The organism is Kitasatospora sp. NPDC023176 (assembly GCF_055560495.1).
In genome coordinates, this window is sequence record NZ_JBVHIP010000026.1 from 16,724 (window position 1) to 41,628 (window position 24,905).

Genomic DNA, 24,905 nt, shown 5'->3' on the forward strand with positions numbered 1-24,905 from the left:
TTGTCTGATCGCCAATCAGTCGGCTGCTCTGACAGCACTTCAACGGTAGGGATCCGACCGGGACCGGTGCCATCAACTTCTATGGGATTGCACGCATTCACCCGAAGGTGGCCAGCGCCTCATTGATTAGAGTGCGCGCCGCGTCGCCGTACACGGCCGCCTTAGACAGCTCGCCGAACGCCCGCGCGTAGTCACTGATCTCTCTGGGCTGGGTGACCTGAATTTCGGCAGTGAGCGTCTCCACGACGGCGCGCCGGTCGTCGTACAGGTAGAAGGCTTCGAGCGGCCACATGGTCCGCTCCGCGCCGAAGGGGACGACGCCGAAAGACAGCGAGGCAAGTGGCAATGCGGTGAGCAGATGACGAAGCTGGCCGGCCATGACCTCGGCATCCCCGATCCGGTTCCGCAGGACCGTCTCCTCCATGACGACTGCGAAGCGGTGATTGCCCTCGTACAGGAAACGGGAACGCGCGACTCTGGCGACAACGGCCTCGGGGACGTCGTTCGGGGTGCCCTGGAAGCGGGTGATCGAAGCCAGCAGGCCGGTGGCGTAGGCCGGGGTCTGAAGGAAGCCGGGCACCACGTTGGAGACGTACACGCGGCAGGCCTGAGCCTCCTGGTGGAGCGTGTAGAAGTCCTCCTGGACCCTGCGCAGGCCTGTTCGGTGGAGCCTGCGCCACTCCATGTACATCGACTCGACGGCACGGGATGCCGCAATCAGGTCAGGCGCCTGGTCCTCGGCGCCGCAGGCCGTGCACCATGCCCGGATGTCGTCGCCAGACGGTGGCGTGGTCCCGTTGAGAATCCGCGAGGTTTTGGAGGCGTGCCAGCCGCACCGGGCAGCTACCTCCTGCCCTTTCAGGCCCGCGTCCAACATCAGCTCCCGAAGGCGGGCAGCCACCGCTTTGCGTGCAGCTTGTGCCTTGGATGACGGGATGGCGGGCATGTTTCGGCTATCCGGTGCGGCTGGCGGTCAGACGGAGTACTGGTCGTGTGGGGTAGCCCGGTCCCAGACGGCTTCGAACGCCGTTGAGACCATCTTCACCGTGGCCGGGTCGTCATCGAACGCGTGCCCGGCCCAGTCCCCGTCTCCGGTGAACCAGTGGAACATGACCAACCGGTCGTCGATCAGCCACAGGTCGTTGCCCGGCAGGGCGATATCTGAGGCCAACCGCCGCGGAAGCCAGCGAACCTGCTCGCCGGCCCCCAGGTTGAGCGGCGTGACCGCGTGCTCCCACCGGATGTAGTCGGTGACCGGCTCAGAGACGATCCGAGCCCGGCGAATCAACACGCCCCGGGCCACGGTGTCCCGCACGATCCCCAACCAGTCAGCCCAGTAGGGGTCGTTCGGATTCAGATCCGCCTGCCCAGTGCGCTTGAAGTCGGCGATGATGCCGGACTCGTCGCCGACGGCGTACAGGTCGCGCATCTCCAGATGGACGGCGCTCCGCTTCGCCTGCCCAAGCAGGGCCGCGAAGTCAGGAACCGGCTGGTCGTTCTGCGTCATCACATGCCTTCCTCAGGATCGGCACCATGCGAAACGGAAGACGGACCGGAGACTCCCCCGCCGGCACGCCGGTCGCATGCTCCGGCACCCATTCCGTCTCGCGGATCTCGGCGAGCCTAGCCGCCTCGACGTCCCATCCCTGAATGACGATCTCCTGCTTCTCGTCATCGACCCACACGGTAGGCGAGCCTCCGCCGCCCGTGTCGGGGTCAATGCCTACGAACCGTAGTGCCATGACATCCTCCCGTGGCAAGCCGCTTCTTCTACGTGCTTGCACAACCGTCTCGCCGCTTTGATGGATCGTCAAGACGGCCTGCGTTCAAGTGATGTGAGTATTCCGAGAGGCCGAGGACGTCGGCCCTCCGCCCAGCTCGCACGGCACATGCCGGCGCCCGCGAAGGCCCTCGCCCGGGATGGGCGAGGACCTTCGTGGGGTGGGTCAGGGGTGGTGGTCGTCGGGGTCGTCGGGGCGGGGCATCCTGAGGGTCGTGAGGACGCCGAGGGCCACGGTGGCGATCGCGAGGGCGAGGAGGGCGAGGAGGATCGCGCCGACGAAGAACCTCACCGGTGCCACGCCTCGTCCCGCTCCAGGTCGCGGAGCAGGTGGAGGAGGTTGAGCAGGGTGCTGACCGGCGCATTGCCGAAGTCGACCAGGATGCGGCCGTCGAGGGTCGTTTCCGGGGTGCCGACCGAGCCCCAGAGGAGCCCGTACGGGAGTCCGCGGCGGTGCAACTCGCCGAGGAGGGCGGCGATCTGGGGCTTGGTGTAGTCGCGCATCCGGGGGTCGTCCGGCGCGACCGGGTCGCGGGTCACGCGTCGGAGTCCAGCTCGTACCAGGTGCTCTTGCCGCGCTTCTGCGGGTCGACGCCCCAGCGGTCGGTGAGGCCCTCGACCAGCTGGAGGCCCCGGCCGGTCTCGGCGAGGCCGGAGGTCGTCCGCAGCTGCGGGAGGGCGTCGCTCTCGTCGGAGACGGTGACCCGGAGGGTGCGGTCGAGGATGGAGAACCAGACGACGGGCGCGGGGGTGTCGCCGTGCCGCCAGGCGTTGGAGATGAGCTCGCAGAGGGCGAGTTCGGCGTTGAAGACGGCGTCGGCGTCCCACCGGCCGCTGCGGGTCATGGCGTCCCGCAGGGCCAGGCGGGAGAGGGCGAGCGAGGGGGTGTTACGGGTGCACACGGGAACCTCCGTGAGGCTGTGGTGTGGGGAGAGGTGATGATGACGGTCGTCGCCGTGAGCCAGACCGGGGCGGCGGTTGCTCTTCGGTGCGCGGGCAGCAGGCGCCTACTGCCGTGAATGCGGGCATTACTGACGATCCGTCGGATCGAGCTGAGAACGACGATAGCGCATCGGAGCTTAACGTTAAGCTCGATGCGCGAAGGTTCCCCCGATGGAGTCATCCCCCGAATGGCCACCCCTGCGCGCGGCACGGCAGACTGGCGCCTGTACCGGCAGAGAGGACGCCATGGCCAACCGCCAGAACCCGACCCTTCGCCAGCGTCGACTCGGCGCTGAACTGCGGAGGATGCGAGAGCAGGCCGGCTTCGCAGGCAGCCACCTCGCCCGCTTGCTCGGTGTGACTCCGGCTCTGGTGACGCAGATGGAGAACGGGAAGTCCGCCGTCAGCGTGGAGCGCCTGCACGAGATCGCGGAGGCTTGCATGTGCGCCAACGCGCCCTTGGTCGACGCGCTCGCCGGGATGGCCCGGGAGCGGGATCGGGCCTGGTGGGATGAGTATCGCAACGCCCTCTCCGCCGCCCCCATTGATGTGGCGGAAATGGAGGGACACGCGAAGAGGCTCAAGAGCTTCAACATCGGCTTCATCCCGGGGCTGCTTCAGACGGCTCCCTATGCCGCCGCCGTGTTCGCGAGAGGCTTCACTCCTCTTCCCGGTCGCGAGGTCGATCGCAGGGTGGGGTTCCGCCTGCGCAGGCAGCAGACCATTCGATCCGGCGAGACGCCGTACGTGGCACTGGTCCACGAGGCAGCGCTACGAATTCAGTACGGCGGTCCTGCAGTACTGAGGGAACAGCTTGGTTCCCTCATCGAGGACTTCGAGCTTCCGGGAGTCTCGCTGCGAGTCGTACCGTTCGATACTGCCGACTTCCCTGGCCCCAGTGAGAACCTGATCTACGCGGAAGGGCCGGTGCCGGAGCTGGATACGGTCCAGGCTGACTCGTCCCACGGCTCCCACATCTTCGACTCGCCCGCCCAGTTGGCGGGCTATCGCGCAATCTTTGAACGCATCGAAGCCGTCGCGCTCCCGGAGAGCGAGTCGCGAGATTACATTCGCTCGATCATGAAGGAACTGAACGACAGGTATGAATAGCTCCGAGTGGCAGAAGTCCAGCTTCAGCGAAGCAGCCAGCAACTGCGTCGAGGTGCGCGCACGTGAAGGGGCCGTCGAACTCCGCGAGTCCGACGAGGGCGAGGTCATAGTCCGCACCACCCGCCTCAAGTTCTCCGCGTTCCTCGGAGCCGCCAAGGCCGGCGAGTTCGACCACCTCATCGCCGACGCCTGAGCGAATCGTTCCGGCGGCCTCCTGCTCCCCGCAAGAGGCCGCCGGTGGCTAGCCTGATTCTCATGACCAGCACCGAGTGGCAGAAGTCCAGCTTCAGCGAGGCGAACAACAACTGCGTTGAGGTGCGCGCACTTGAAGGGGCCGTCGAACTCCGGGAGTCCGACGAGGGCGAGGTCATAGTCCGCACCACCCGCCTCAAGTTCTCCGCGTTCCTCGAAGCTGCCAAGGCAGGCGAGTTCGACCACCTCGTCACCGCCCCCTGAATGCGAAGCCCCCGCGCCCGCCACCCCGGGGGCGCGGGGGCCGTCTACGGTCCCGGGGCTCAGACCTCCCGGACGCCCGCCCGCCAGACCGCCGCCGTCAGCGGCACGCCCGGGCGGTAGGCCAGGTGCACGTGCGAGGGCGCGTCCAGCAGCAGCAGGTCCGCCCGCGAGCCGACCGCGACCGCTCCCACGTCCGTGCGCCGCAGCGCGTGGGCGCCACCGGCCGTCGCGGCCCAGACCGCCTCGTCCGGCGTCATCCCCATCTCCCGCACCGCCACCGCGATGCAGAACGCCATCGAGCTCGTGAAGCTGGAGCCCGGGTTGCAGTCCGTGGACAGCGCCACCGTCGCCCCCGCGTCCAGCAGCAGCCGCCCGCTCGGGTACTCGGCCCGGGTGGAGAACTCCGCCCCGGGCAGCAGGGTGGCGACCGTCGCCGACCCCGCCAGCGCCGCCACGTCCTCGTCCGTCAGGTGGGTGCAGTGGTCCGCCGAGGCGGCCCCCAGCTCCACCGCCAGCTGCACGCCGGGCCCGTACGTCAGCTGGTTGGCGTGCACCCTCGGCGTGAGGCCGCGCTCGATGCCCGCCGTCAGGATCGCCCGCGCCTGGTCGCCGTCGAAGGCGCCCTTCTCGCAGAACACGTCCACCCAGCGGGCGTGCGGCGCACAGGCGTCCAGCATCTCGCCGGTGACCAGGTCGACGTAGCCGGCCGGGTCCTCCGCGTACTCGGGGGCCACGATGTGGGCGCCCAGGTACGTGGTCTCCGGGGTGTGCCGGGCCGCGATCCGCAGCGCCCGGGCCTCGTCCTCCACCGTCAGCCCGTAGCCGGACTTGCACTCGATGGTGGTGGTGCCCTGCCGCAGTGCCTCCCGGACGAAGCCGGCCAGGTTGGCGTCCAGTTCGGCGTCACTCGCCGCCCTGGTGGCCGCCACCGTCGTACGGATGCCGCCCGCCGTGTACGCCTGCCCGGACATCCGGGCGTTGAACTCGGCGGTGCGGTCGCCCGCGAACACCAGGTGGGCGTGCGAGTCGACGAAGCCGGGCAGCAGCGCCCGGCCCTCGGCGTCGAAGCGCTCGTCCGCCGCCGGGGCCTGGGCCGCCGGGCCGACCCAGGCGACGGTGTCGCCCTCGACCACCACGGCCGCGTCGGTCAGCAGGCCGAGCGGCCCGGTGCCCTGCCCGGGGTCGTTGGTGACCAGGCTGCCGATGCCCGTGATCACAGTGGTCCTGGTGCTCAAGTCAACGCCTTCCGAAGGGAGTCGGACAAGGAAAATTCAGCAGTCCAGCGCGCCGATCGCGGAGCGCAGCGCTCCCGGCACATCGGTCACCAGCTGGTGCACGCCGTCCCGGACGACGTGCCGCCCGCCGACGACCAGGTGCCGCACGTCCGCCGCCGAGGCCGCGAAGACGGCGATCTCGGCACCGAGCCGGGCCGGCGGCCCGGCGGTGCGCACCGAGTCCAGCGTGATCGCCGTGAAGTCGGCGAGCGCCCCGGCCTCGATCCGCCCGGCCTCCGGCCAGCCGAGCGAGGCGTGGCCGTCCTCGCCGCCGGCCCGCAGCAGCGCGTCGGCCGTCCAGTGGCCGCGGGTCCGGCTGCGCAGCCGCTCGTCCAGCTCCAGCGCCCGGGCCTCCTCGAACGGGTCGATCACCGCGTGGCTGTCGCTGCCCAGGGAGATCGGGCTGCCCGCCGAGGCGAGCCGGCGGGCCGGGCCGATGCCGTCGGCGAGGTCCCGCTCGGTGGTGGGGCACATGCAGACGGTGGTGGCGGCGTCCGCGAGGAGCCGGACGTCCTCGTCGGTGAGGTGGGTGGCGTGCACGGCCGAGGTGCGCGGGCCGAGCGCGCCGTGGTCGGCGAGCAGCCTGGTCGGGGTGACGCCGTGCGCGGCGAGGCAGGCGTCGTTCTCGGCGGTCTGCTCGGACAGGTGGACGTGCAGCGGCGCGCCGCGCGTCGCCGACCAGTGCGCGACGGTGTCCAGCTGCTCGGCCGGGACGGCCCGGACGGAGTGGATGGCGGCGCCGATCCGGGCGTGCTCGCGCGGCTTGAGCGCGTCCGCTCGGACGGCCCAGGCCTCGGCGTCGCCGTCGCTGAACCGCAGTTGCGGGCGGGTCGGCTCGGCGCCGAAGCCCGAGGACAGGTAGCAGGTGTCCAGCAGGGTGATCCGGATGCCGGCCCGGGCGGCGGCCTCGATCAGCGCCTCGCCCATCGCGTTCGGGTCGGTGTAGCGGGCGCCGCCGGGCGCGTGGTGCAGGTAGTGGAACTCGCCGACGGCGCTGATCCCGGCGAGCGCCATCTCGGCGTAGACGGCGGTGGCGAGCTCCAGGTAGCTGTCCGGGTCGAGCGCCCCGGCGAACCGGTACATGGTGTCGCGCCAGGTCCAGAAGGTCCCGGAGCCGACCTGGACGTGCCCGCGCAGCGCCCGGTGGAAGGCGTGCGAGTGGGCGTTCGCCTGGCCGGGCAGCAGCAGCCCGTCGAGGCGGACGGCCCCGGGCGGGCAGGGCCCGCTGTCCGGCTGGACCCGGGCGATCCGGCCGTCGGCGCCGACGGTGATCAGCACGTCCGGCTCGACCACCGGCCCGTTGTGGTGCGGCAGCCAGGCGTGCTCCGCCCAGTACGTCACCGGAGTGGTCACTGACACGCCAGGTCCTCCAGTACGTCGGCGAGGGCGGTGACCCCGGCCAGGCAGTCGGCCTCCTCGGCGTGCTCGGCCGGGGAGTGCGAGACGCCGGTGGGGTTGCGCACGAACAGCATGGCGGTGGGGATCGCGGACGCCAGGATCCCGGCGTCGTGTCCCGCGCCGGTGGGCAGCACCGGGGCGTCGAGCAGCTTGGCGAGCCGGTCGCGCAGCGGGCCGTCGAAGTCCACCACCGGGGTGTAGGACTCGCGGGTCAGCTCGACCCGGACGCCGTCGCGCCCGCCGCGCTCGGCGGCGGCCCGCTCGATCTCGGCGACGAGTTCGGTCAGGGTGCGCTCGTCGGCGGCCCGGGAGTCCAGCCAGCCGCGCACCAGCGAGGCGATCGCGTTGGTGCCGTTGGGCTCGACGGCGACCTTGCCGAACGTGGCCAGCGCGCCCGCCAGCTTCGCCTTCTTGCGCGCGGAGAGCACGGTGTTGGCGTAGGTCAGCATCGGGTCGCGGCGGTCCTCGATCCGGGTGGTGCCCGCGTGGTTGGCCTCGCCGTGGAAGTCGAACCGCCAGCGGCCGTGCGGCCAGATCGCGCCCGCCACGCCGACCGGCTGCCCCTCGGCGAGACAGCGGCCCTGCTCGACGTGGAGTTCGACGAAGGCGCCGATCCGGGCCAGCCGGTCGTCGTCCGCGCCGATCACGGTCGGGTCGTAGCCGGCCCGCTCCATCGCGTCGGGCAGCCGCAGGCCGTCGGCGTCGCGCAGTTCGTACGCGGCCTCGCGGGAGAGCACCCCGGCGCTCAGCCGGGAGCCGATGCAGGCCACGCCGAACCGGGCGCCCTCCTCGTCGCCGAAGTTGACGATCGCCAGCGGCCGGGTGAACTGCGCGCCCCGGGCGCGCAGTTCGTCCAGTGCGGCGAAGGAGGAGACCACCCCGAGCGGGCCGTCGTAGGCGCCACCGTCCGGCACCGAGTCCAGGTGCGAGCCGGTGACGACCGCGCCCGGGGCGGCCGGATCGCCCAGCCAGGCCCACTGGTTGCCGTTGCGGTCCAGCTCGTACGTCAGGCCGCGGTCGCGGGCCTGCTGCTCGAACCAGGCGCGGCACTCGGCGTCGGCGGAGTTCCAGGCGAAGCGGCGGTAGCCGCCGGAGGCGGCGGAGCGGCCCACGGGGAGCAGCTCCGCCCACATCTCTTCGAACGAAGAAATCGTCACAGCTCACCCATGGGAACGCGCACGCCCCGCTCGGCGGCGACCTCGGTGGCCCGGTCGTAGCCGGCGTCCACGTGCCGGATGACGCCCATGCCCGGGTCGTTGGTGAGTACCCGGCGGATCTTCTCGCCCGCCAGCGCCGTACCGTCGGCCACGGTGACCTGGCCGGCGTGGATCGAGCGGCCGATGCCGACGCCGCCACCGTGGTGGATGGACACCCAGGAGGCGCCGGAGGCGACGTTGACCATGGCGTTGAGCAGCGGCCAGTCGGCGATCGCGTCCGAGCCGTCCAGCATCGCCTCGGTCTCGCGGTACGGGGACGCCACCGAGCCGCAGTCCAGGTGGTCGCGGCCGATCACGATCGGCGCGGACAGCTCGCCGGAGGCGACCATGTCGTTGAAGCGCTCGCCGGCCTTGTCGCGCTCGCCGTAGCCGAGCCAGCAGATCCGCGCGGGCAGGCCCTGGAAGTGCACCTTCTCCTGGGCCAGCCGGATCCAGCGGGCCAGCGACTCGTTCTCCGGGAAGAGGTCGAGGACGGCCTTGTCGGTCTTGTGGATGTCCTGCGGGTCGCCGGACAGCGCGGCCCAGCGGAACGGGCCCTTGCCCTCGCAGAACAGCGGCCGGATGTACGCCGGGACGAAGCCGGGGAAGGCGAAGGCGCGGTCGTAGCCGGCCAGCTGGGCCTCGCCGCGGATCGAGTTGCCGTAGTCGAAGACCTCGGCGCCGCGGTCCAGGAAGCCGACCATCGCCTCGACATGGGCGGCCATCGACTCGCGGGCGCGCTGGGTGAACTCGGCGGGCTTGGCGGCCGCGTAGTCGGCCATGTCGTCGAAGGCGACGCCGACCGGGAGGTAGGCCAGCGGGTCGTGGGCGCTGGTCTGGTCGGTGACGATGTCGATCGGCGCGTCCATCGTGAGCAGCTGCGGGACCAGCTCGGCGGCGTTGCCCAGCAGGCCGATGGAGAGCGGCTGCCGCTTGTCGCGGGCGGCGGTGGCCAGCTCCAGCGCGTGGCCGAGGTCCTTGGCCTCGACGTCCAGGTAGCGGTGCTCGATCCGGCGGGCGATCCGGGACGGGTCGCAGTCGATGCAGATCGCCACGCCGCCGTTCATGGTGACGGCGAGCGGCTGGGCGCCGCCCATCCCGCCCAGGCCGGCGGTGAGGGTGATGGTGCCTTCCAGGCTGCCGTTGAAGCGCTTGTTGGCGACGGCGGCGAAGGTCTCGTAGGTGCCCTGGAGGATGCCCTGGGTGCCGATGTAGATCCAGGAGCCGGCGGTCATCTGGCCGTACATGGTGAGCCCGAGGCTCTCCAGCCGGCGGAACTCCTCCCAGTTGGCCCAGTCGCCGACCAGGTTGGAGTTGGCGATCAGCACGCGCGGCGCCCACTCGTGGGTCTGCATCACGCCGACCGGCCGCCCGGACTGGACCAGCATGGTCTCGTCCTGCTTGAGCCCCTGCAGCGTCTTCACCATGGCGTCGAAGGAGCGCCAGTCCCGCGCGGCCTTGCCGGTGCCGCCGTACACCACCAGCTTCGACGGGTGCTCGGCCACCTCGGGGTCGAGGTTGTTCATCAGCATCCGCAGGGCGGCCTCCTGCTGCCACCCCTGCGTCGTGAGCCCCGTCCCGCGCGCCGCACGCACCTCGCGCGGCCCGCTCGCCTGCTGCTGCACCATGTCCCGGCCTCCCTGCGGATGGATTCATTCAAGCTTTGTTCGGTTGAATATAACTAAACAACCGGCTTTCGACCAGACCTGAACCAATCCGATCAGCCACGCCATTCGCCGACTTGGCGCGCTAGCCTGAATCCGGCGAACACCAGCCACTCGGCCCAGCGCCAGGGAGCGGAGTACACGATGACGGCCATCGGCGTACGGCCCGGCAGACTCCGGGATGCGGCGGAGGAGATCGAGCGGAGCACCGGACTTCGCGTCCAGATCATCGGGGGAACCCTGGTGGTGTCCCCGACACCCCGCGGCAAGCATGCGGGGACCGTGCGACGAGTGCGCATGCAGCTGGACCCGGAGCTGCCGACCGAGCTCGGCGCGTACGAGGTGTCGTCCATCTACATGCCGGGCAACGACGAGGACTACGTGACCCCCGACCTGGTCGTCCTCCCGACGGAGTGGGAGGAGGACCACGAATGGCTGACCGACCCGCGCGAGGTGGCTCTGGCGGTGGAAGTCATCTCCACCTCCGAGCGCGTCAGCCTCATCACGGCCAAAACCAGCTGGTACGCCGCCGCGGGCGTACCCATCCTCCTCGCTGTCGACCCGCGCGAGGGTGAATGGACGCTCCACACCCACCCCCGCGACGGCGGGTACCGAGGCGTCCTGCACGGCAAGTACGGCGAGCCCGTTCCGCTGCCCGCGCCGCTGCCCGCCGAGCTGGACACCTCAAATCTCCCCCTGTACGCCCCCCGCGCCTGAATCAGGCGGCGGCGCCGCCGTCCCAGTCGATGCCGATCTCGGCCAGCCAGCGGCGGTCGGCGGCGTCGGGGGCGGGCGGGGAGGGAGGGCGGGGGATGTTCTGGACCGGGCCGAGACCGTACTTCTCGGCGGTCGCGGTGGCGTGGGCGTCGGGTTCGATGACGCCGACGTGGACGGCGGACTCGTCGCCCGGGTCGAGGACGGTCAGTTCGGGTTCGGGCAGGCGCCGCAGGGTGACGCGGCGTCCGCAGGCGGGGCAGGACCATTCGTCGGCACCCGAGGACAGGCGGGCGACGAACTTCATCTCGTGGATCACGCGCATGGGCGGCACCCCCTGCTGTAGGGGATGCCCGGGTTCCTGACGACTATTCCCGGCCACCCCACCCCGGCCCGCCGTCCACGCTATTCCAGGAACAGCCCCCGGGCCGCCGTCGACTGCTCGATCGCCTCCAACCTGGCCTCCGCGCCGGGGAGTTCGTCGCACATGCGCTGCAGCAGCACCCGGCCGAGCATCATCGGCGCGCAGGCGGTGTCGAAGACCAGTCCGGTGCCCACGGCGGCCGGCAGCATCAGGTCGGAGAGCTTGGCGACCGGCGAGAAGGCGCTGTCGGCCACGGTGAGCACGGTCAGCCCGCACTCCCGGGCGACGACCAGGGCGTCCATCAACTCCCGCGGGTAGCGCGGCAGCGCGAAGCACAGCAGGGCGGTCGCGCCCGCCGCGGTGGCCTGTTCCAGCCGGTCGGCGAGCATGCTGCCGCCCTCGTCGAGCAGCCGGATGTCCGGGTGCACCTTGGCCGCGAAGTAGGCGAAGCCGCGGGCCTGCGCCGAGGCGGCCCGCAGCCCGAGCACCGGCAGCGGGCGGGAGGCGGCGAGCAGCCGGGCGGCCCGGGTGATCGGTTCGGGGTCGGCGAGGAGTTCGGCGAGGTGGCGCAGGTGCTCGATCTCGGCGAGGACGGCCTGCTGGTGCTCGTTGCGCACCGCCTCGTCCGGGGTCTCGGGCGCGGCCGGTTCGCCCGCGCCGAGTTCGCGCAGCTGCCGGCGCAGCGCCGGGTAGCCGTCGTAGCCGAGTGCGACGGCGAAGCGGGTGACGGAGGGCTGGCTGACGCCGGCGAGTTCGGCGACCTCCACGCTGGACAGGAACGGCGCCTCGGTGGCGTGCCGGACGAGGGAGTGCGCGATCCGCCGCTGGGTGGGCGTCAGCCGGTGTCCTTCGAACAGCTGGAGCAGCCGGGCGGAGGGGCCGACGGTGCCGGCCTCGTCGGTGGCGGTCATCAGCGGTACCTCCGGATGCGTGCGGTTCGGACGACGACTGTGCAGCAGCGCGCCGCCGCTGGCAAAGACGTCTCGTACGGCGGGACGCCTCATGAGACGTCCCACTGTCCGGACACCGCCTCGGACGGGGCGGGCCGGGGAGCGGGCGGTGCCGGGCGCCGCGCACGGGCCTCGGGGTAACCCTGATTTCTCCCTGAGCCCGCCCGGATTCCCCCCGCGAACGGATGGACCGGGCGGCGCGGCGGCCCCACGCTACTGGCATGGACACTCGCCAGGACGACCTGCGGCGCGACCTCGACGCCACCCTGCAGGCCCGCAAGGAACTCGGCAAGGAGTACGAGGACGAGCTCGTCGACTCCTTCATGAAGCGTCTGGACGCCCGTCTGGACGCCCGGGTGGAGCGTTCGGTGGCCGCGCGGCTGGACGACGACGGGCCGTCCTACCACGAGCGGGACCGCGACCGCCGCCACCGCGGCTGGACGCCCGGCCGGTCCGGCAACCGGCTGGCGGTGATCTCGCTGGCCCTGGGCATCCCGCTGACCGCGATCGCGAGCAGCCCCGGCAGCGGCGGCTTCGCCGGTCTGCTGGCCTGCTGGGCGGGCATCGTCGGGGTCAACTTCGCTGCGGCGCTGGGCAACCGCCGCGACCGGGAGGAGCGCCGGCCGCGGGGCGACTGGGACTGAGGCGCGCCGTACGGATCCCGGCCGGATCCGCACGCCGCACCCCGGCCGACGGTCGCCCCGCAGCGGAGGCACGTCAGGCCAGCGGCCCGGTGACCCGCTCCACCGCCCGCACCAGGTCACCGGTGGCGACCAGCGCGGCGGCGGCTTCCAGGTCCGGCGAGAGGAAGCGGTCCCGGCCCGCGCCGCCGACCCCCGCCTCGCGGGCGGCGGCCATCGCGGCCTCGGTGGCCGGAGCCACCCGGACGGCCGAGTCGGCCTGCTGACGGATCTCCAGCGCGCGGGCCGCGGCGGTGAGTTCGACGGCCAGGATGCGGCCGAGGTTGTCGACGGCCTGGCGCAGCTTGCGGGCGGCCGACCAGCCCATCGACACGTGGTCCTCCTGCATCGCGGAGGACGGGATCGAGTCGACCGAGGCCGGGACGGCGAGCCGCTTGTTCTCGCTGACCAGCGCCGCCTGGGTGTACTGGGCGATCATCAGACCGGAGTCCACGCCCGGGTCGTCGGCCAGGAAGGCGGGCAGGCCGTGCGAGCGGGCCTGGTCGAGCAGCCGGTCGGTGCGGCGCTCGGAGATCGAGCCGAGGTCGGCGGCGGCGATGGCGAGGAAGTCCAGCACGTACGCGACCGGCGCACCGTGGAAGTTGCCGTTGGACTCCACCCGTCCATCCGGCAGCACGACCGGGTTGTCCACCGAGGCGGCGAGCTCGCGCGAGGCGACCAGCTGGGCGTGCGCCAGGGTGTCCCGGCCGGCGCCGGCGACCTGCGGGGCGCAGCGGATCGAGTAGGCGTCCTGGACCCGCGGCGCGTCGTCGTGGTGGTGGCCGGTCAGGCCGGAGTCCTTGAGCACGGCGAGCATGTTGGCGGCGCTGAGCGCCTGGCCCGGGTGCGGGCGGATCGGGGCGTGCAGCTCGGGGGCGAGCACCTTGTCGGCGCCGAGCAGCGCCTCCAGGGTCATCGCGGCGGTGATGTCGGCGGTGGTGAACAGCCGCTGCAGGTCGGCGATGGCCATCACCAGCATGCCGAGCATGCCGTCGGTGCCGTTGATGAGGGCCAGGCCCTCCTTCTCCAGCAGTTCGACGGGCTCGATGCCGGCGGCGGCGAGCAGCTCGGCGACCGGCCGCTCCACGCCGTCGGGGCCGGTGGCGGTGCCCTCGCCCATCAGCACCAGCGCGCAGTGCGACAGCGGCGCGAGGTCGCCGGAGCAGCCGAGCGAGCCGAACTCGCGGACGACCGGGGTGATGCCGGCGTTGAGCAGGGCGGCCATGGTCTGCGCGACCAGCGGGCGGACGCCGGTGCGGCCGGAGGCCAGCGTCTTCATCCGCAGGAATATCAGCGCGCGGACCACCTCGCGCTCGACGGCCGGGCCCATGCCGGCCGCGTGCGAGCGCACCAGCGAGCGCTGCAGCTGGGCGCGCAGCTCGGGGCTGATGTGCCGGACGGCGAGGGCGCCGAAGCCGGTCGACACGCCGTAGACGGGGCGCGGCTCGGCCGCGAGGGCGTCGATCCGCGCGCGGGCGGCCGCCATCTCGGCGAGCGCGTCGGGGCCGATCTCGACCCGGGCGTTGCCCCGGGCGACGGCCAGGACGTCCTCCGCGCTGACGTCGGCCTTGCCGACCTGGACCAGCGGAGCGTCGGGGACCACAGCACTGTGCATATCCATATACACAATCACACCAGGTGAATGAAGATATGACAACAGCTGCTCGCCATCCGGATTCTCCGTCGCCCCGATCGCGGCCGCACCCCCGGGGGGTGTGGCCGCGATCCGAGCCCTACCTCGCCAGCTCGGCCTCGATCAGCTCCACCGCCCGCGCGGTGCCGCCCTCGGCCCGGCCGGCCGCGGACAGCACCGCCAGCCGTTCGGCCACCGTCGGGTCCCCGACCAGCTCCAGCAGCGCGGCGCGCAGCGCCTCCGCAGTGGCTGCCTCGGTGTCCACCCGGCGGGCGACGCCCAGGCCCACCAGCGCGTCCGCGTTGGCGAACTGGTCGACGGCCTGCGGCACGGCGATCATCGGCACGGCGTGGAACAGCCCCTCACTGGAGCCGCCCATGCCCGCATGGGTGACGAAGGCGTCCGCCTGCGCCAGCACCGACAGCTGCGGCACCCAGCGGTGCACCTCGACGGTGTCCGGCAGTTCGCCCAGCTCGGCCGGATCGGTGTGCCTGCCGATCTGGAGCACGACGTGCCAGCCGGGCAGTTCGCCGAAGGCCTCGACGCAGGCCCGGTAGAAGGCGGGCCGGTCGGTGAAGGCCGAGCCCAGCGAGACCAGCAGCACCTTCTCGGCGCCCGCCGGGCGCTCCCACCGCCCCTGGTGGGCGCGGTCGCCGAAGCAGGGCCCGACGAAGCTGAACCGCCGCTCGTCGACCCGCTCCGCCTGCGGCTGCAGCGCGCGCGGCACCAGAGCGATACACCGCTCCGGACGGTTCTTGAACGCCTCGACGTCACGCTCCACCGCACCCGCCTCCGCCAGCCAGCCGGCGAACCGCCGGTAGTGCTCCGGGCCGCCCGGACCGTTGCGGATCGCCTCGAAGACCTCGGCCAGGTCCTCGTCGACGCCGTCCCAGCCCACGAAGCTGGAGGACAGCTGCACCACCGGCACGCCCAACCGCTCGCCGAGCGCCCGTCCGGCGAAGCCCGCGATGTCGTAGAGCACCAGGTCGGGGCGGTCGTCCTCGAAGGCCTCCAGCATGACGGACCACATCGACAGGGTGTCGTCCAGGAACACGTCCTGGACCGCCACCGGGTCGTCCGGCCAGCCGGCCGGGTCGTCGACGAGCGGCAGCGCGGTCGGATACGGAACGAGGGTCGCACCGGTGGACTCGACGACCTCCCGGAAGGACGGGTCGTTGACGTAGCTGACCCGGTGGCCCCGGGCGACCAGCTCGGCGATCACGGCCAGGCTGGGGTTGACGTGCCCGTGTGCCGGGACGGAGACCATCAGGATGTGTGCGGGGCGGATCACGGGCACCTCCGGGGAGAGCGACTGAGACGAGACGTGCCGTCTCGCAATCTTGAGAAGACAATACGTCTCGTCTCGCTGTTTGGCATAGACTTTTTCCCATGGCCCCCAGAACCGCCCCCGACCCCGCCCGGCGCAGCGAGCGCTCACGCTCCGCCGTCCTCGCAGCCACCACCGAGCTCGTCGCCGAGGTCGGCTACGGCAAGCTGACCATCGAGGCGATCGCCGCCCGGGCCGGCGTCGGCAAGCAGACCATCTACCGCTGGTGGCCCTCGAAGGGCGCCGTCGTCTTCGACGCCTTCCTCGCCGTCAACCAGCACGAGGGCGGCCTCGCGCTCCCCGACACCGGCGACCTCGCCGCCGACCTGCGGGCCGTCCTGCGCCCCACCAGCGACGAGCTCACCGACCCGGGCGCCGACCGCACCTACCGCGCCATCATCGCCGAGATCCTCAACGACCCGGCCCTGCACGCCGAGTACCGCACCCGCCTGCTGGACCCCCTGCTGGAGATCACCCGCGACCGCCTGCGCGCCGCCCGCGAGACCGGTCAGCTCGCCCCCGACGCCGACCTCGACCTGGCCGTCGAACTGGTCTACGGCCCGCTCTACTACCGCTGGCAGTACCGACTCGGCCCGCTCACCCACGAACACGCCGACCAGCTGGTCGACGCCTTCCTGCGGGCCCTCGCCCCGACCCCGGCTAGCGGCCGTTCCGACGCCTGACCACGTACACCAGCAGCACCACGACCAGCAGCACCGCCAGCACGCCGAACGCGAGCCAGCCGAACACCGCGTCCAGCGCCCGGCCGGCCACGCTGCGCCGGGCCTTACGGGTGCGGTGCGAGGCCGTGTGGTCGGTGATCTGGTGTGCCCGCAGCCCGGCCCGCGGCTGCTTCACCCGCGCCGGCGCCGTCCGCACGGCCGCCGGACCGCTCGCCGGACCGGTCGCCCCCGAGGACGCCGCCCCCGGGTGGCCCGCCACCCGCACCACCGGCGCCGCCGCCGCCGGGCCTGCCGCCACCACCCCGCCGCCGAGCAGCAGCACCCCGGCCACCGCCGCGCCCACCAGCCGTCCAGCCACCGCCGACCCCCACTCCCCGATCCGCCCCCGTCACCTTCCCACCACCCCGCCCCGCCCCGGCACCCCGCCCGCCCGACCGCGACCCACCCGCGACGCCCCGGTCACCGAACCGGCACACATCACCGGCCCGAGACCCTCCGCCGGCCCCGACCCCGGCCTCGACCCGCACTCGACCCCGCTCCCGCTCCCGCTCCCGCTCCCGCCGAACCGGCACTCCTCACCAGCCGGCCCGCCCTCCGTCCCGCCTCACATCACCGGCGGCGAAGCCGCCCCCGCCAGCGCGACCGCCACCAAGGCCCGCATCGCGTAGGTGACCTGGCCGAGTGGCAGGGTGGCGTCGTCCGCGAAGAGTTCGACCAGCCACCCGCCCGCCGCGTTCTGCCCGCCCGCCGCGACCATGCCCCGGTAGCCGGAGACCACGAGCATCGCCTCCTCCGCCGGGTCGTTGCCCGCCGCGCCCGCGCGCAGCGAGAAGGCGCCGCCGCGGACGGCGCGGCGGGTCATCGGGTAGTGGCGGAGGTCGAAGACGGCGTCGGGGGCCTCGATCTGGGCGCGCTGGGTCTCGGCGCGGCTGCTGCTGGGGCCGCTGGTCATCCGGTAGACGGCGTGCTGGGCGGTGCGCATCAGCTGGGAGCCGGGCGGGACGTACGAGACCCACCAGCCGACCGCGTCGACCAGCCGGGCGGAGGTCTCGGCGACGACCACCAGCTTGCCGAGGGTGTCGGCCGGGTGGACGGCGCGGGCGGCCGCGGCCTGGTCGAGGGCGGCGAGGACGGCGGTGAGCAGCTGTCCCGGGTCGGCGCTGTGGGCGGCGCCGCGGAACCGCCGCCGGTCGCCGGTGCCGGCCCGGCCGGCGGGCCCGCGGCGCCCGTCGGCGCGGTGGTGCGGGTCGGCGGCGTCGGCGAGCAGCACGGTGGGGTCGGGTGAGAAGCCGGGGCCGTGGCTGCGTCCGGCGACGACGGGGTGGGCGGCGCGGGCGGCCTTGGCCCGGTACTGGGCGGCGTCGGCGAGCCGGAAGAGCCGGTCGGGGGTGGTGACCGGCCCGATGGAGTCCCCGGTGGAGGCGACACCGCAGGCGACCCCCTCGCCCTCGGCGAGCGCGAGGGCCCGCGCACACAGTTCCTCGGCGACGGCGACCACCTCGTCGGCCTTCTGGCCCTCCGCGAGCAGGCAGAACTCGTCGCCGCCGAGCCGGGCGGCGAGGCTGCCGGGCAGTTTGGCGGCGGCCAGTGAGAGCTGGTGGGCGAAGCGTTCGAGGAGCCGGTCGCCCATCTCGTGGCCGAGCTGGTCGTTGACCCGCTTGAGGCCGTTGACGTCGCAGACCACCAGCGAGACGACGGTGTTGTCCCGGTTGTGGGCCTCCAGCGCGCTCTCCAGCCGGGCGTCGACGGCGCGCCGGTTGGCGAGGCCGGTGAGCGGGTCGGAGAAGGCGAGTCTGCGCAGGTCGGCGAGGCGTTCGGTCTGGGCGAGGCCGGCCGAGATCTGGGCGGCGAGCAGGGTCGCGTAGTCGGCGTCGGCGTCGGTGAAGGCGGGCATGCCGGTGGACCGGGCGAGGTAGAGCTCGCCCCAGGCCTGTCCGTGCAGCACGATCGGCGCGACCACGCAGCAGGCCCGGCCGCGCCGGCGCAGCGCGGCGGCGCGTTCCTGGCAGTACGCGCCGGCGGTCGGGTGGTTGTGCCCGGTGTGCGGTTCGGCGTTCTCGGCGGTCTGCAGCCAGGCGCGGGGCAGGCGCCCGGTGGTCCAGCGCTCCTCCAGGTAGGTGACGATCTCCGGGAAGTCCGCGACGGGGTACGACTCGTTCTCCGGCAGTTCCTCCTCGCCGGGCGCGAGTTCGCCGTGGTTGACCAGTACCCGCAGCCGGCCGGATTCGCGGTCCCAGACCGAGACGGCGGCCATGGTGGCGCCGAGCGCCTCGGTGGCCCGGGTGGCGGCGGCCCGGACGGCCTCCAGCGGGGTGAGCGCCCCGGCCATGTCCTGGGCGAGTTCGACCACCGACTGCAGTCGCAGGTCGGGCAGCGGGTCGCAGTGGTGCGGTCCTTCGCAGTCGCAGCCGCGGTCCGTCATGATCGCCTCACTGCTCACCGGATCGCCTCGCTCCCTGTGCCCGGTCCTGCCGGACCCCCACCGGTCGGCCGCACCCGTCCGGCCGCTTGCACCAAGACTATGGCGAGTTCGTTCGGTTATGCCCCGTTTGCCCGGACGGACCCGCAGCCGACCGTACGGTCTTCAACCGTTCGGCACCCATCCGAGCGGCCCGGCGCCGAAGACCCGGCGCCCCCGGCGGCTACTCCGCCTTCATCCGCCGCGAGAGCAGCCACGGCTCCACCAGTCCCAGCCCGCGCACCGGCCGGCGCCACATCGGCTGCAGGTGGAACCGCGCACCCGCGTCCGGCCCCGGCACCGGCAGCCCGGAGGCCGGCATCCCGGCCGCCACCGACAGTGCCTCCGCCAGGCCAGGCCCCTCCGAGTCGGCGGGGGCGACGCTGCCGTTCTGCTCCAGCGCCGCGGCGAACTCGCCGTCGATCAGCACCGCGTCCTTGGGCGCGATCGAGGTGAGCCGGCTGGCCAGGTTGACCGTGGTGCCGAAGACGTCGCCCATCCGCTGGGTGACCGTCCCGAAGGCCATGCCGACCCGCAGCGCCGGGATGGTCTCGTCCTCGGCGAGCGCGTCGATCAGGCTGAGCGCGATCTCGGCGGCGGTGGCCGGATCCTCGGAGACGTAGAGGATCTCGTCGCCGAGGGTCTTGATCACCCGGCCGCCCTGTCCGGCGATCAGGTCGGAACAGGTGTTCTCGAAGGTCTCGACCAGCTCGCCGAGTTCCTCCTCCTCCAGCCGCCGGGACAGCCGGGTGAAGCCGACCAGGTCCGCGAAGCCGACCGCGAGCCGGCCACTGGTGATCTCGTTGTCCTCGGCGGCCTGCACCACCCGGCCGGTGACGGCGGCCAGCTGGCGCCGCCAGACGTACACCAGGAACTGCTCCAGTTCCGGCAGCAGCAGCTCGACCAGCGGGTAGGCGACGTCGGCGCGGGTGAGGCCGGGCTCGACGGCCTGGGTGAGGTTCTCCAGGAAGGTGTCCATCTGCCAGCCGGCCAGCCGGGCCGTGGTCTGACCGGTGGAGCGGGCCACCTGGATCGCCATCGACTCGCTGAGCAGCCCGGACTCGACCAGGCCGGCGAGGCGCCGCAGCGCGATCACGTCGCCGTCGGTGAGGGCCCGGGACTGGCCGATGTCGGGGAAGCCCATGGCCCGCCAGAAGCGGGTGGCCAGCTCCATCGGGACGTCGGCGGCGCGCGCGGCCTGGTACGGGGTGTAGCGGCGTGGCGCGTCCAGGATCAGGCGTTCCAGTTCGAGCGCGACCGTGGGGTCGTGGCTGCCCGTCGTCTCGCCGCTGCCGTCCTCTGCCACCGGTCCGTCCCCGTGCGGTTGCCGCACTTGCCTCGTTTCCTACCTGTCCGGGCGCACCGCCCGCCACCCGGGCGGACAGTGGCGCGCCTCACATCTGCCAGGTGGAATGTTCGCACGGAATCACGTGATCCGGAGCATCCGCCCGAGTCAAGGAGAGGTGAAGACTGCCGTTCAGCGCGGCTCGGGGCGGACGTGGACCACGTCCCCCGCGCCGACCGCCCGGCGTGCGCCGTCGGCGGTGCGCACCACCAGCCGGCCGTCCCCGTCGATCGCCACCGCCTCGCCGACCAGTTCGCGGTCGCCGGGCAGGTTCACCTTCACCCGGCGGCCGAGCGTGCTGCAGCGGTCCACGTACGCGCGCAGCAGGTCACTGGCGTGCGGGTCCCCGGCGGCGGCCGTCCACTCGCGGTACAGCTCGGCGAACTCGCGCAGCAGGGCGCGCAGCAGGACGGAGCGGTCGGTGGTGCCGGCGCCGGCCAGCGCGAGCGAGGCGGCGGTGGGGACGGGCAGCTCCGCGGTGCGCAGCGAGACGTTGAGGCCCATCCCGACCACCACCGCGCCGCCGCTCAGCTCGGTGAGGATGCCGCCGAGCTTGCGCTCCGCGCCGTCGATCTCCACCTGGAGGTCGTTGGGCCACTTCAGCCCGACCTCGACCCCGGCCACCCGGTCGAGGGTGCTGGCGACGGCCACCCCGACCAGGATCGGCAGCCAGCCGTACCGCTCGACCGGCACCTCCTCGGGGCGCAGCAGGAAGGACGTGAACAGTCCGGAGCGGGCCGGGGCGGTCCACTGCCGGTCCAGCCGGCCGCGGGCGGCGCTCTGCGCCTCGGCGACCAGCACCGCGCCCTGCGGGGCGCCGGAGCGGGCCCGTTCGGCGAGGTCGCTGTTGGTCGAGCCGGTCTCGGCGACGACGTCCAGCGAGGTCCAGAGCCCGCCCGGGACGACCAGTTCGCGGCGCAGCACCGCCTGGTCCAGCGGTGGCCGGTCCAGGTCGGTCCAGGGGGAGGGTCCGGTACGGCCGAAGCCGCGCAGTCCGCTGCGGCGGGGGGTCTCGGGTGCGGTCATGGTGGCCACCCTAGAACCAGCCCGGGCCCGTGGCAGGACGGACCGCAGAGGCGCATTCCGCCCCATCGTCCCGCAGAACGCTCGTTGACACACTGTGTCGATGGCCATAACGCCAGGACGTGCCACATCGCCCTTCGCGCTGGCTACGCTACGCAGCGGTAGTTCGCAGCGCCGCCCTGCCCTCGTGCGCGAGCCCCCGATCCCGGCCCGCGCGCACTCGAACAGGTCGCGGCCGATGATCAGGGAGAGCCACCGCATGACCGAGGCGCCGTACGACCCCCACACCACCGCCGGCAAGCTCGCCGACCTGCGGCGCAGGCTGGACGAGGCGGTGCACTCCGGCTCGTCCAAGGCCGTGGAGAAGCAACACGCCAAGGGCAAGCAGACCGCGCGCGAGCGGGTCGTGGAGCTGCTGGACGACGACTCCTTCGTCGAGTTCGACGAGTTCGCCCGGCACCGCTCGACCAACTTCGGGCAGGAGCGGAACCGCCCGTACGGCGACGGCGTGGTGACCGGCTACGGCACCGTCGACGGCCGTCAGGTCGCCGTCTTCGCCCAGGACTTCACCGTCTTCGGCGGCTCGCTCGGCGAGGTCTTCGGCGAGAAGATCGTCAAGGTGATGGACTTCGCGCTGAAGACCGGCTGCCCGGTCATCGGCATCAACGACTCCGGCGGCGCCCGGATCCAGGAGGGCGTGGTCTCGCTCGGCCTGTACGGCGAGATCTTCCGCCGCAACGTGCACGCCTCGGGCGTCATCCCGCAGATCTCGCTGATCATGGGCCCCTGCGCGGGCGGCGCGGTCTACTCCCCCGCGATCACCGACTTCGTGGTGATGGCCGACCAGACCTCGCACATGTTCATCACCGGCCCGGACGTGATCAAGACGGTGACCGGCGAGGACGTCGGCATGGAGGAGCTGGGCGGCGCCCGCACCCACAACACCAAGTCCGGCAACGCCCACTACCTCGCCACGGACGAGAAGGAGGCGATCGAGTACGTCAAGAGCCTGCTGTCGTACCTGCCCTCCAACAACCTGAGCGACCCGCCGTCCTACCCCGAGCAGGCGGACCTCACGGTCACCGACGAGGACCTCGAACTCGACGCCATCGTGCCGGACTCGGCGAACCAGCCGTACGACATGCACAAGGTCATCGAGCACATCGTCGACGACGGCGAGTTCCTGGAGACCCAGCCGCTGTACGCGGGCAACATCATCACCGGCTTCGGCCGGGTCGAGGGCCACGCGGTCGGCATCGTCGGCAACCAGCCGATGGACCTGGCCGGTTGCCTGGACATCAACGCCAGCGAGAAGGCCGCGCGCTTCATCCGCACCTGCGACTCCTTCAACATCCCGGTGCTGACCTTCGTGGACGTGCCCGGCTTCCTGCCCGGCACCGAGCAGGAGTGGGACGGCATCATCCGCCGCGGCGCCAAGCTGATCTACGCCTACGCCGAGGCGACCGTCCCGCTGATCACCGTGATCACCCGCAAGGCCTTCGGCGGCGCGTACGACGTGATGGGCTCCAAGCACCTGGGCGCCGACCTCAACCTGGCCTGGCCGACCGCGCAGATCGCGGTGATGGGCGCGCAGGGCGCGGTCAACATCCTGCACCGCCGGGAGATCGCCGAGGCCGAGGCGGCCGGCACCGTCGAGGAGAAGCGGGCCGAGCTGATCGCCTCGTACGAGGACACCCTGCTGAACCCGTACCTGGCCGCGGAGCGCGGCTACGTCGACGCGGTGATCGCCCCGAGCGAGACCCGCCGGCACATCGTCCGGGGCCTGCGGGCGCTGCGCGGCAAGCGCGAGGTGCTGCCGCCCAAGAAGCACGGCAACATCCCCCTGTAGGCACCACCCCTCTCGGGAGAGAACCAGCCATGTCCCCGATCCACGTGCTGCACGGGCAGCCGACCCCCGAGGAGCTCGCCACCGTCCTGGCGGTGGTCCAGGCCCGGGCCGCCGCCGCGCAGGCCGCCGCCGAGGCGGCGCGCCTGGCCGGTGCCGGCCCGGCCTCCCCCTGGAACGACCGCTCCCGCCAGCTCCGCCCCGCCGTCCACCCGGGCGTCAACGCCTGGCGGACCTCGGGCTGGGCGCACTAGCGTTCCCGGTCGCGGGGCGGGAGGCCGGCCGGCCCGGCCTCCCGCCCCGCGCGCGCTCCGCCGCCTCCCGCCGCCCGCTCCGCCCGGAACCTGAGTACGGATACTCAGGCGGCCGGGCCCGTCCGCACCGCACTCTGGAGGGGTGCTCTGGTCAGACCCCGAGGACGGGCCCTCGCCCGAGGCCCGTCGCATGCAGGAGCGGATGCAGCGGGCCGGGAAGGTGCTCGCCGCCATCGTGCTGGTGGGCGCCGTCCTGATCATGGTCACCCGGTACTTCACCTGAGCCGTTCACCCGAACGGCTCACCCGGGCAAGCCCTACCCTGGTGGGCATGACAGACCAGCGCGCCCTCGTCCTCGCCTCCGCCTCCCCCGCCCGCCTCGGGCTGCTGCGCCAGGCGGGGCTCGACCCGCGCGTGGTGGTCAGCGGCGTCGACGAGGACGCGATCACCGCCGCCACCCCCGGCGAGCTCGCCCTCGTCCTGGCCGAGGCCAAGGCGAAGGCCGTCGCCGCCGAACTGACCGACGGTGAGCTGGTGATCGGCTGCGACTCCGTCCTGGAGCTGGACGGCCTCGCCCTCGGCAAGCCCGCCGACGCCACCGAGGCGCTGGCCCGCTGGCAGTCCATGCGCGGTCGCGCCGGGGTGCTGCGCACCGGCCACTGCGTGATCGACACCGCGACCGGCCGGCAGTCCTCGGCGACCGCCTCCACCACCGTCCGCTTCGGCACCCCGGACGACGCGGAGGTGGCCGCCTACGTCGCCTCCGGCGAACCGCTGTACGTGGCCGGGGCGTTCACCCTGGACGGCCGCTCGGCGCCGTTCATCGACGGCATCGACGGCGACCCGGGCAACGTCATCGGCCTGTCCCTGCCGCTGCTGCGCCGACTCCTCGCCGACCTCGGCGTCCGGCTGGTCGATCTCTGGGCCTGACGGCCGGACGGATCTGCGGACCGACTGACCTGCCGTACCGGCTGGTCGGCCCCCTAAGCTGACCGGCGTTCGAACGGGGAGGGAACACGGCGATGACCGACAACGTGCTCAACGTGGTGCTCGGCCTGGTGGCCAGTGCCATCAGCGCCGGGCTCGGCTGGCTGGCCCAGGCCGTGCGGCGGCGGCGGAAGGTCGAGCGGGTACGGGAGTTCTTCGGGCTGCCGGCCGGCAGCGAGTGCCTGATCGTGGTGCCCCGCAGCGTCGGGGCGGGCTCGCACGCCAGCACCGTGACCCGCCGGGACGCCTACGCCCTGATGTGGCTGGCCGGGCTGGTCGAGGAGTGCGGCGCCCGGCCCGAACTGGTCGCCCACGACGCCGCGCACCGCGGCCTGGGCGCCAAGACCGAGCTGTGCCTGGGCGGTCCGGTCAGCAACGAGCGGATGGCCGCCCACGTCGCCTGGGGCCTGCCCGGGGTGCTGATCACCTCCGGCCCCGGCCCGGGCAGCAACGTGATCGCGGTGGGCGACCAGGAGTTCGCCGTCGAGCCCGACCGCACCCACGTGCTGCTGGCCCGGATCGCCACCCCGGACGGCGGCCGCCCGGTGTTCCTGGTCGCCGGCCAGACCGGCACGGCCAACCAGGCCGGCGTCCGCTACCTGGTGGCGCACCACCGCGAACTCGCCCGCAGGCACGGCCGGAACGGCACCTTCGCCCTCGTCCTGCGGGTGGTCAACCCGGCGGCGTACGGGCCGGACATGGTCGAGCCGGTCGCCGACGTCACGGCCGAGGCGCTGCGCCGCCCCACGACCGCCCCCACCACCGCCCCCACGAGCGGTACGACGAGCGGTACGACCACCGGCACGACCGTGGCTTGAGCG

The 24,905-nt window shown here is 72.8% G+C and carries 28 protein-coding genes and 1 pseudogene; 11 read left to right on the plus strand and 18 right to left on the minus strand.

What is annotated here, in order from left to right; all coding sequences use genetic code 11:
* Positions 1 to 97: 97 nt before the first annotated feature.
* The 6 genes from ACZ3YL_RS29225 to ACZ3YL_RS29250 all read right to left on the minus strand — a co-directional run bounded on the left by ACZ3YL_RS29225 (position 98) and on the right by ACZ3YL_RS29250 (position 2,682).
* Positions 98 to 946: a helix-turn-helix domain-containing protein gene (locus tag ACZ3YL_RS29225; protein WP_188309766.1), complete on the minus strand. Its 849-nt coding sequence runs from the start codon at positions 944 to 946 to the stop codon at positions 98 to 100.
* Positions 947 to 973: 27 nt separating this feature from the next.
* Positions 974 to 1,507, minus strand: coding sequence for a DUF6879 family protein (locus tag ACZ3YL_RS29230; protein ID WP_465660381.1), 534 nt, complete (start codon positions 1,505 to 1,507; stop codon positions 974 to 976).
* The gene (locus ACZ3YL_RS29235; protein ID WP_188309764.1) at positions 1,479 to 1,742 is read right to left on the minus strand and encodes a hypothetical protein; all 264 of its coding nucleotides are present in this window, start codon (positions 1,740 to 1,742) and stop codon (positions 1,479 to 1,481) included. The genes ACZ3YL_RS29230 and ACZ3YL_RS29235 overlap by 29 nt, the downstream gene beginning before the upstream one ends.
* Positions 1,743 to 1,946: 204 nt before the next feature.
* On the minus strand, positions 1,947 to 2,072 hold the full coding sequence (locus ACZ3YL_RS29240; protein ID WP_465660382.1) for a hypothetical protein: 126 nt from the start codon (positions 2,070 to 2,072) through the stop codon (positions 1,947 to 1,949).
* A complete protein-coding gene (locus ACZ3YL_RS29245; RefSeq protein WP_465660383.1) occupies positions 2,069 to 2,320 on the minus strand; it encodes a hypothetical protein in 252 nt (83 codons plus the stop codon). The genes ACZ3YL_RS29240 and ACZ3YL_RS29245 overlap by 4 nt, the downstream gene beginning before the upstream one ends.
* Positions 2,317 to 2,682: an ATP-binding protein gene (locus tag ACZ3YL_RS29250; protein ID WP_465660384.1), complete on the minus strand. Its 366-nt coding sequence runs from the start codon at positions 2,680 to 2,682 to the stop codon at positions 2,317 to 2,319. Before ACZ3YL_RS29250 ends, ACZ3YL_RS29245 begins: the two co-directional genes overlap by 4 nt.
* Positions 2,683 to 2,968: 286 nt before the next feature.
* Between ACZ3YL_RS29250 and ACZ3YL_RS29255 the strand changes: the two genes are divergently transcribed.
* The 3 genes from ACZ3YL_RS29255 to ACZ3YL_RS29265 all read left to right on the plus strand — a co-directional run bounded on the left by ACZ3YL_RS29255 (position 2,969) and on the right by ACZ3YL_RS29265 (position 4,288).
* Entirely contained in the window at positions 2,969 to 3,832 is an 864-nt protein-coding gene (locus ACZ3YL_RS29255) for a helix-turn-helix domain-containing protein (RefSeq protein ID WP_465660385.1), read from the plus strand.
* Positions 3,825 to 4,025: a DUF397 domain-containing protein gene (locus tag ACZ3YL_RS29260; RefSeq protein ID WP_465660386.1), complete on the plus strand. Its 201-nt coding sequence runs from the start codon at positions 3,825 to 3,827 to the stop codon at positions 4,023 to 4,025. Before ACZ3YL_RS29255 ends, ACZ3YL_RS29260 begins: the two co-directional genes overlap by 8 nt.
* Before the next feature lie 62 nt (positions 4,026 to 4,087).
* Positions 4,088 to 4,288, plus strand: coding sequence for a DUF397 domain-containing protein (locus ACZ3YL_RS29265; protein ID WP_465660387.1), 201 nt, complete (start codon positions 4,088 to 4,090; stop codon positions 4,286 to 4,288).
* A gap of 59 nt (positions 4,289 to 4,347) precedes the next feature.
* On the opposite strand, the gene hutI is transcribed toward ACZ3YL_RS29265, so the two are convergent.
* From hutI to hutU, 4 genes are read right to left on the minus strand one after another with little or no spacing between them, the layout of a single operon-like run.
* Complete coding sequence (hutI, locus tag ACZ3YL_RS29270) at positions 4,348 to 5,523, minus strand: imidazolonepropionase (RefSeq protein ID WP_465660388.1); 1,176 nt, start codon at positions 5,521 to 5,523, stop codon at positions 4,348 to 4,350.
* 36 nt (positions 5,524 to 5,559) lie between these two features.
* Positions 5,560 to 6,921, minus strand: a complete 1,362-nt coding sequence (locus ACZ3YL_RS29275; RefSeq protein WP_465660389.1) for a formimidoylglutamate deiminase — start codon at positions 6,919 to 6,921, stop codon at positions 5,560 to 5,562.
* A complete protein-coding gene (locus ACZ3YL_RS29280) occupies positions 6,912 to 8,093 on the minus strand; it encodes an allantoate amidohydrolase (protein ID WP_465660437.1) in 1,182 nt (393 codons plus the stop codon). The genes ACZ3YL_RS29275 and ACZ3YL_RS29280 overlap by 10 nt, the downstream gene beginning before the upstream one ends.
* A gap of 20 nt (positions 8,094 to 8,113) precedes the next feature.
* Positions 8,114 to 9,784 (minus strand): urocanate hydratase, encoded by a 1,671-nt coding sequence (gene hutU, locus ACZ3YL_RS29285; protein ID WP_465660390.1) that lies wholly within the window; start codon positions 9,782 to 9,784, stop codon positions 8,114 to 8,116.
* A gap of 180 nt (positions 9,785 to 9,964) precedes the next feature.
* Between hutU and ACZ3YL_RS29290 the strand changes: the two genes are divergently transcribed.
* Entirely contained in the window at positions 9,965 to 10,537 is a 573-nt protein-coding gene (locus tag ACZ3YL_RS29290) for a Uma2 family endonuclease (RefSeq protein WP_465660391.1), read from the plus strand.
* 1 nt (position 10,538) lies between these two features.
* On the opposite strand, the gene ACZ3YL_RS29295 is transcribed toward ACZ3YL_RS29290, so the two are convergent.
* On the minus strand, positions 10,539 to 10,859 hold the full coding sequence (locus ACZ3YL_RS29295) for a hypothetical protein (protein WP_465660392.1): 321 nt from the start codon (positions 10,857 to 10,859) through the stop codon (positions 10,539 to 10,541).
* A gap of 80 nt (positions 10,860 to 10,939) precedes the next feature.
* Positions 10,940 to 11,809 carry a MurR/RpiR family transcriptional regulator gene (locus ACZ3YL_RS29300; RefSeq protein WP_465660393.1) on the minus strand — a complete coding sequence of 290 codons (870 nt, stop codon included), beginning with the start codon at positions 11,807 to 11,809 and terminating at the stop codon, positions 10,940 to 10,942.
* Positions 11,810 to 12,069: 260 nt separating this feature from the next.
* Here ACZ3YL_RS29300 and ACZ3YL_RS29305 point away from each other — a divergent pair, with 260 nt between their 5' ends.
* Complete coding sequence (locus ACZ3YL_RS29305; RefSeq protein ID WP_465660394.1) at positions 12,070 to 12,492, plus strand: hypothetical protein; 423 nt, start codon at positions 12,070 to 12,072, stop codon at positions 12,490 to 12,492.
* A gap of 73 nt (positions 12,493 to 12,565) precedes the next feature.
* On the opposite strand, the gene hutH is transcribed toward ACZ3YL_RS29305, so the two are convergent.
* Together hutH and ACZ3YL_RS29315 are read right to left on the minus strand one after the other, a co-directional pair.
* Positions 12,566 to 14,143: a histidine ammonia-lyase gene (hutH, locus tag ACZ3YL_RS29310; RefSeq protein WP_411293103.1), complete on the minus strand. Its 1,578-nt coding sequence runs from the start codon at positions 14,141 to 14,143 to the stop codon at positions 12,566 to 12,568.
* 118 nt (positions 14,144 to 14,261) lie between these two features.
* Positions 14,262 to 15,428 (minus strand): macrolide family glycosyltransferase, encoded by a 1,167-nt coding sequence (locus ACZ3YL_RS29315; protein ID WP_188309782.1) that lies wholly within the window; start codon positions 15,426 to 15,428, stop codon positions 14,262 to 14,264.
* Between the two features lie 122 nt (positions 15,429 to 15,550).
* Here ACZ3YL_RS29315 and ACZ3YL_RS29320 point away from each other — a divergent pair, with 122 nt between their 5' ends.
* Positions 15,551 to 16,171, plus strand: a complete 621-nt coding sequence (locus ACZ3YL_RS29320; RefSeq protein WP_465660395.1) for a TetR/AcrR family transcriptional regulator — start codon at positions 15,551 to 15,553, stop codon at positions 16,169 to 16,171.
* On the opposite strand, the gene ACZ3YL_RS29325 is transcribed toward ACZ3YL_RS29320, so the two are convergent.
* From ACZ3YL_RS29325 to ACZ3YL_RS29340, 4 genes and pseudogenes are all read right to left on the minus strand, one after another.
* Positions 16,149 to 16,529, minus strand: a complete 381-nt coding sequence (locus tag ACZ3YL_RS29325) for a hypothetical protein (protein ID WP_465660396.1) — start codon at positions 16,527 to 16,529, stop codon at positions 16,149 to 16,151. The two genes, ACZ3YL_RS29320 and ACZ3YL_RS29325, sit on opposite strands and share 23 nt — an antisense overlap.
* 840 nt (positions 16,530 to 17,369) lie before the next feature.
* A pseudogene (locus ACZ3YL_RS29330) lies at positions 17,370 to 18,593 on the minus strand (GGDEF domain-containing protein); the annotation flags it as partial.
* Between the two features lie 220 nt (positions 18,594 to 18,813).
* Positions 18,814 to 19,935, minus strand: coding sequence for an adenylate/guanylate cyclase domain-containing protein (locus ACZ3YL_RS29335; protein WP_317621254.1), 1,122 nt, complete (start codon positions 19,933 to 19,935; stop codon positions 18,814 to 18,816).
* A 171-nt stretch (positions 19,936 to 20,106) separates the two neighbouring features.
* Positions 20,107 to 21,000 carry a biotin--[acetyl-CoA-carboxylase] ligase gene (locus ACZ3YL_RS29340; RefSeq protein WP_465660397.1) on the minus strand — a complete coding sequence of 298 codons (894 nt, stop codon included), beginning with the start codon at positions 20,998 to 21,000 and terminating at the stop codon, positions 20,107 to 20,109.
* 256 nt (positions 21,001 to 21,256) lie between these two features.
* On the opposite strand from ACZ3YL_RS29340, the gene ACZ3YL_RS29345 reads away from it, so the two are divergent.
* From ACZ3YL_RS29345 to ACZ3YL_RS29365, 5 genes are all read left to right on the plus strand, one after another.
* Entirely contained in the window at positions 21,257 to 22,846 is a 1,590-nt protein-coding gene (locus ACZ3YL_RS29345; RefSeq protein ID WP_188307029.1) for an acyl-CoA carboxylase subunit beta, read from the plus strand.
* Positions 22,847 to 22,875: 29 nt separating this feature from the next.
* Positions 22,876 to 23,097 (plus strand): acyl-CoA carboxylase epsilon subunit, encoded by a 222-nt coding sequence (locus ACZ3YL_RS29350; RefSeq protein WP_465660398.1) that lies wholly within the window; start codon positions 22,876 to 22,878, stop codon positions 23,095 to 23,097.
* A 142-nt stretch (positions 23,098 to 23,239) separates the two neighbouring features.
* Positions 23,240 to 23,380, plus strand: a complete 141-nt coding sequence (gene mmpB, locus ACZ3YL_RS29355) for a morphogenic membrane protein MmpB (protein WP_188307668.1) — start codon at positions 23,240 to 23,242, stop codon at positions 23,378 to 23,380.
* 47 nt (positions 23,381 to 23,427) lie between these two features.
* Positions 23,428 to 24,027, plus strand: coding sequence for a nucleoside triphosphate pyrophosphatase (locus ACZ3YL_RS29360; RefSeq protein ID WP_188307669.1), 600 nt, complete (start codon positions 23,428 to 23,430; stop codon positions 24,025 to 24,027).
* 92 nt (positions 24,028 to 24,119) lie between these two features.
* Complete coding sequence (locus ACZ3YL_RS29365) at positions 24,120 to 24,902, plus strand: hypothetical protein (protein WP_188307670.1); 783 nt, start codon at positions 24,120 to 24,122, stop codon at positions 24,900 to 24,902.
* Positions 24,903 to 24,905 lie beyond the last annotated feature (3 nt).

What these genes read in the sequence shown, in the direction of transcription:
- ACZ3YL_RS29225 (WP_188309766.1), bottom strand. Translation starts at nt 946, where the DNA reads ATGCCCGCCATCCCGTCATCCAAGGCACAAGCTGCACGCAAAGCGGTG.
- ACZ3YL_RS29230 (WP_465660381.1), bottom strand. Translation starts at nt 1,507, where the DNA reads ATGACGCAGAACGACCAGCCGGTTCCTGACTTCGCGGCCCTGCTTGGG.
- ACZ3YL_RS29235 (WP_188309764.1), bottom strand. Translation starts at nt 1,742, where the DNA reads ATGGCACTACGGTTCGTAGGCATTGACCCCGACACGGGCGGCGGAGGC.
- ACZ3YL_RS29255 (WP_465660385.1), top strand. Translation starts at nt 2,969, where the DNA reads ATGGCCAACCGCCAGAACCCGACCCTTCGCCAGCGTCGACTCGGCGCT.
- ACZ3YL_RS29260 (WP_465660386.1), top strand. Translation starts at nt 3,825, where the DNA reads ATGAATAGCTCCGAGTGGCAGAAGTCCAGCTTCAGCGAAGCAGCCAGC.
- ACZ3YL_RS29265 (WP_465660387.1), top strand. Translation starts at nt 4,088, where the DNA reads ATGACCAGCACCGAGTGGCAGAAGTCCAGCTTCAGCGAGGCGAACAAC.
- ACZ3YL_RS29280 (WP_465660437.1), bottom strand. Translation starts at nt 8,093, where the DNA reads ATGTGGGCGGAGCTGCTCCCCGTGGGCCGCTCCGCCGCCTCCGGCGGC.
- hutU (WP_465660390.1), bottom strand. Translation starts at nt 9,784, where the DNA reads ATGGTGCAGCAGCAGGCGAGCGGGCCGCGCGAGGTGCGTGCGGCGCGC.
- ACZ3YL_RS29290 (WP_465660391.1), top strand. Translation starts at nt 9,965, where the DNA reads ATGACGGCCATCGGCGTACGGCCCGGCAGACTCCGGGATGCGGCGGAG.
- ACZ3YL_RS29295 (WP_465660392.1), bottom strand. Translation starts at nt 10,859, where the DNA reads ATGCGCGTGATCCACGAGATGAAGTTCGTCGCCCGCCTGTCCTCGGGT.
- ACZ3YL_RS29300 (WP_465660393.1), bottom strand. Translation starts at nt 11,809, where the DNA reads ATGACCGCCACCGACGAGGCCGGCACCGTCGGCCCCTCCGCCCGGCTG.
- ACZ3YL_RS29305 (WP_465660394.1), top strand. Translation starts at nt 12,070, where the DNA reads ATGGACACTCGCCAGGACGACCTGCGGCGCGACCTCGACGCCACCCTG.
- hutH (WP_411293103.1), bottom strand. Translation starts at nt 14,143, where the DNA reads ATGCACAGTGCTGTGGTCCCCGACGCTCCGCTGGTCCAGGTCGGCAAG.
- ACZ3YL_RS29315 (WP_188309782.1), bottom strand. Translation starts at nt 15,428, where the DNA reads ATGGTCTCCGTCCCGGCACACGGGCACGTCAACCCCAGCCTGGCCGTG.
- ACZ3YL_RS29320 (WP_465660395.1), top strand. Translation starts at nt 15,551, where the DNA reads ATGGCCCCCAGAACCGCCCCCGACCCCGCCCGGCGCAGCGAGCGCTCA.
- ACZ3YL_RS29340 (WP_465660397.1), bottom strand. Translation starts at nt 21,000, where the DNA reads ATGACCGCACCCGAGACCCCCCGCCGCAGCGGACTGCGCGGCTTCGGC.
- ACZ3YL_RS29345 (WP_188307029.1), top strand. Translation starts at nt 21,257, where the DNA reads ATGACCGAGGCGCCGTACGACCCCCACACCACCGCCGGCAAGCTCGCC.
- ACZ3YL_RS29350 (WP_465660398.1), top strand. Translation starts at nt 22,876, where the DNA reads ATGTCCCCGATCCACGTGCTGCACGGGCAGCCGACCCCCGAGGAGCTC.
- ACZ3YL_RS29360 (WP_188307669.1), top strand. Translation starts at nt 23,428, where the DNA reads ATGACAGACCAGCGCGCCCTCGTCCTCGCCTCCGCCTCCCCCGCCCGC.
- ACZ3YL_RS29365 (WP_188307670.1), top strand. Translation starts at nt 24,120, where the DNA reads ATGACCGACAACGTGCTCAACGTGGTGCTCGGCCTGGTGGCCAGTGCC.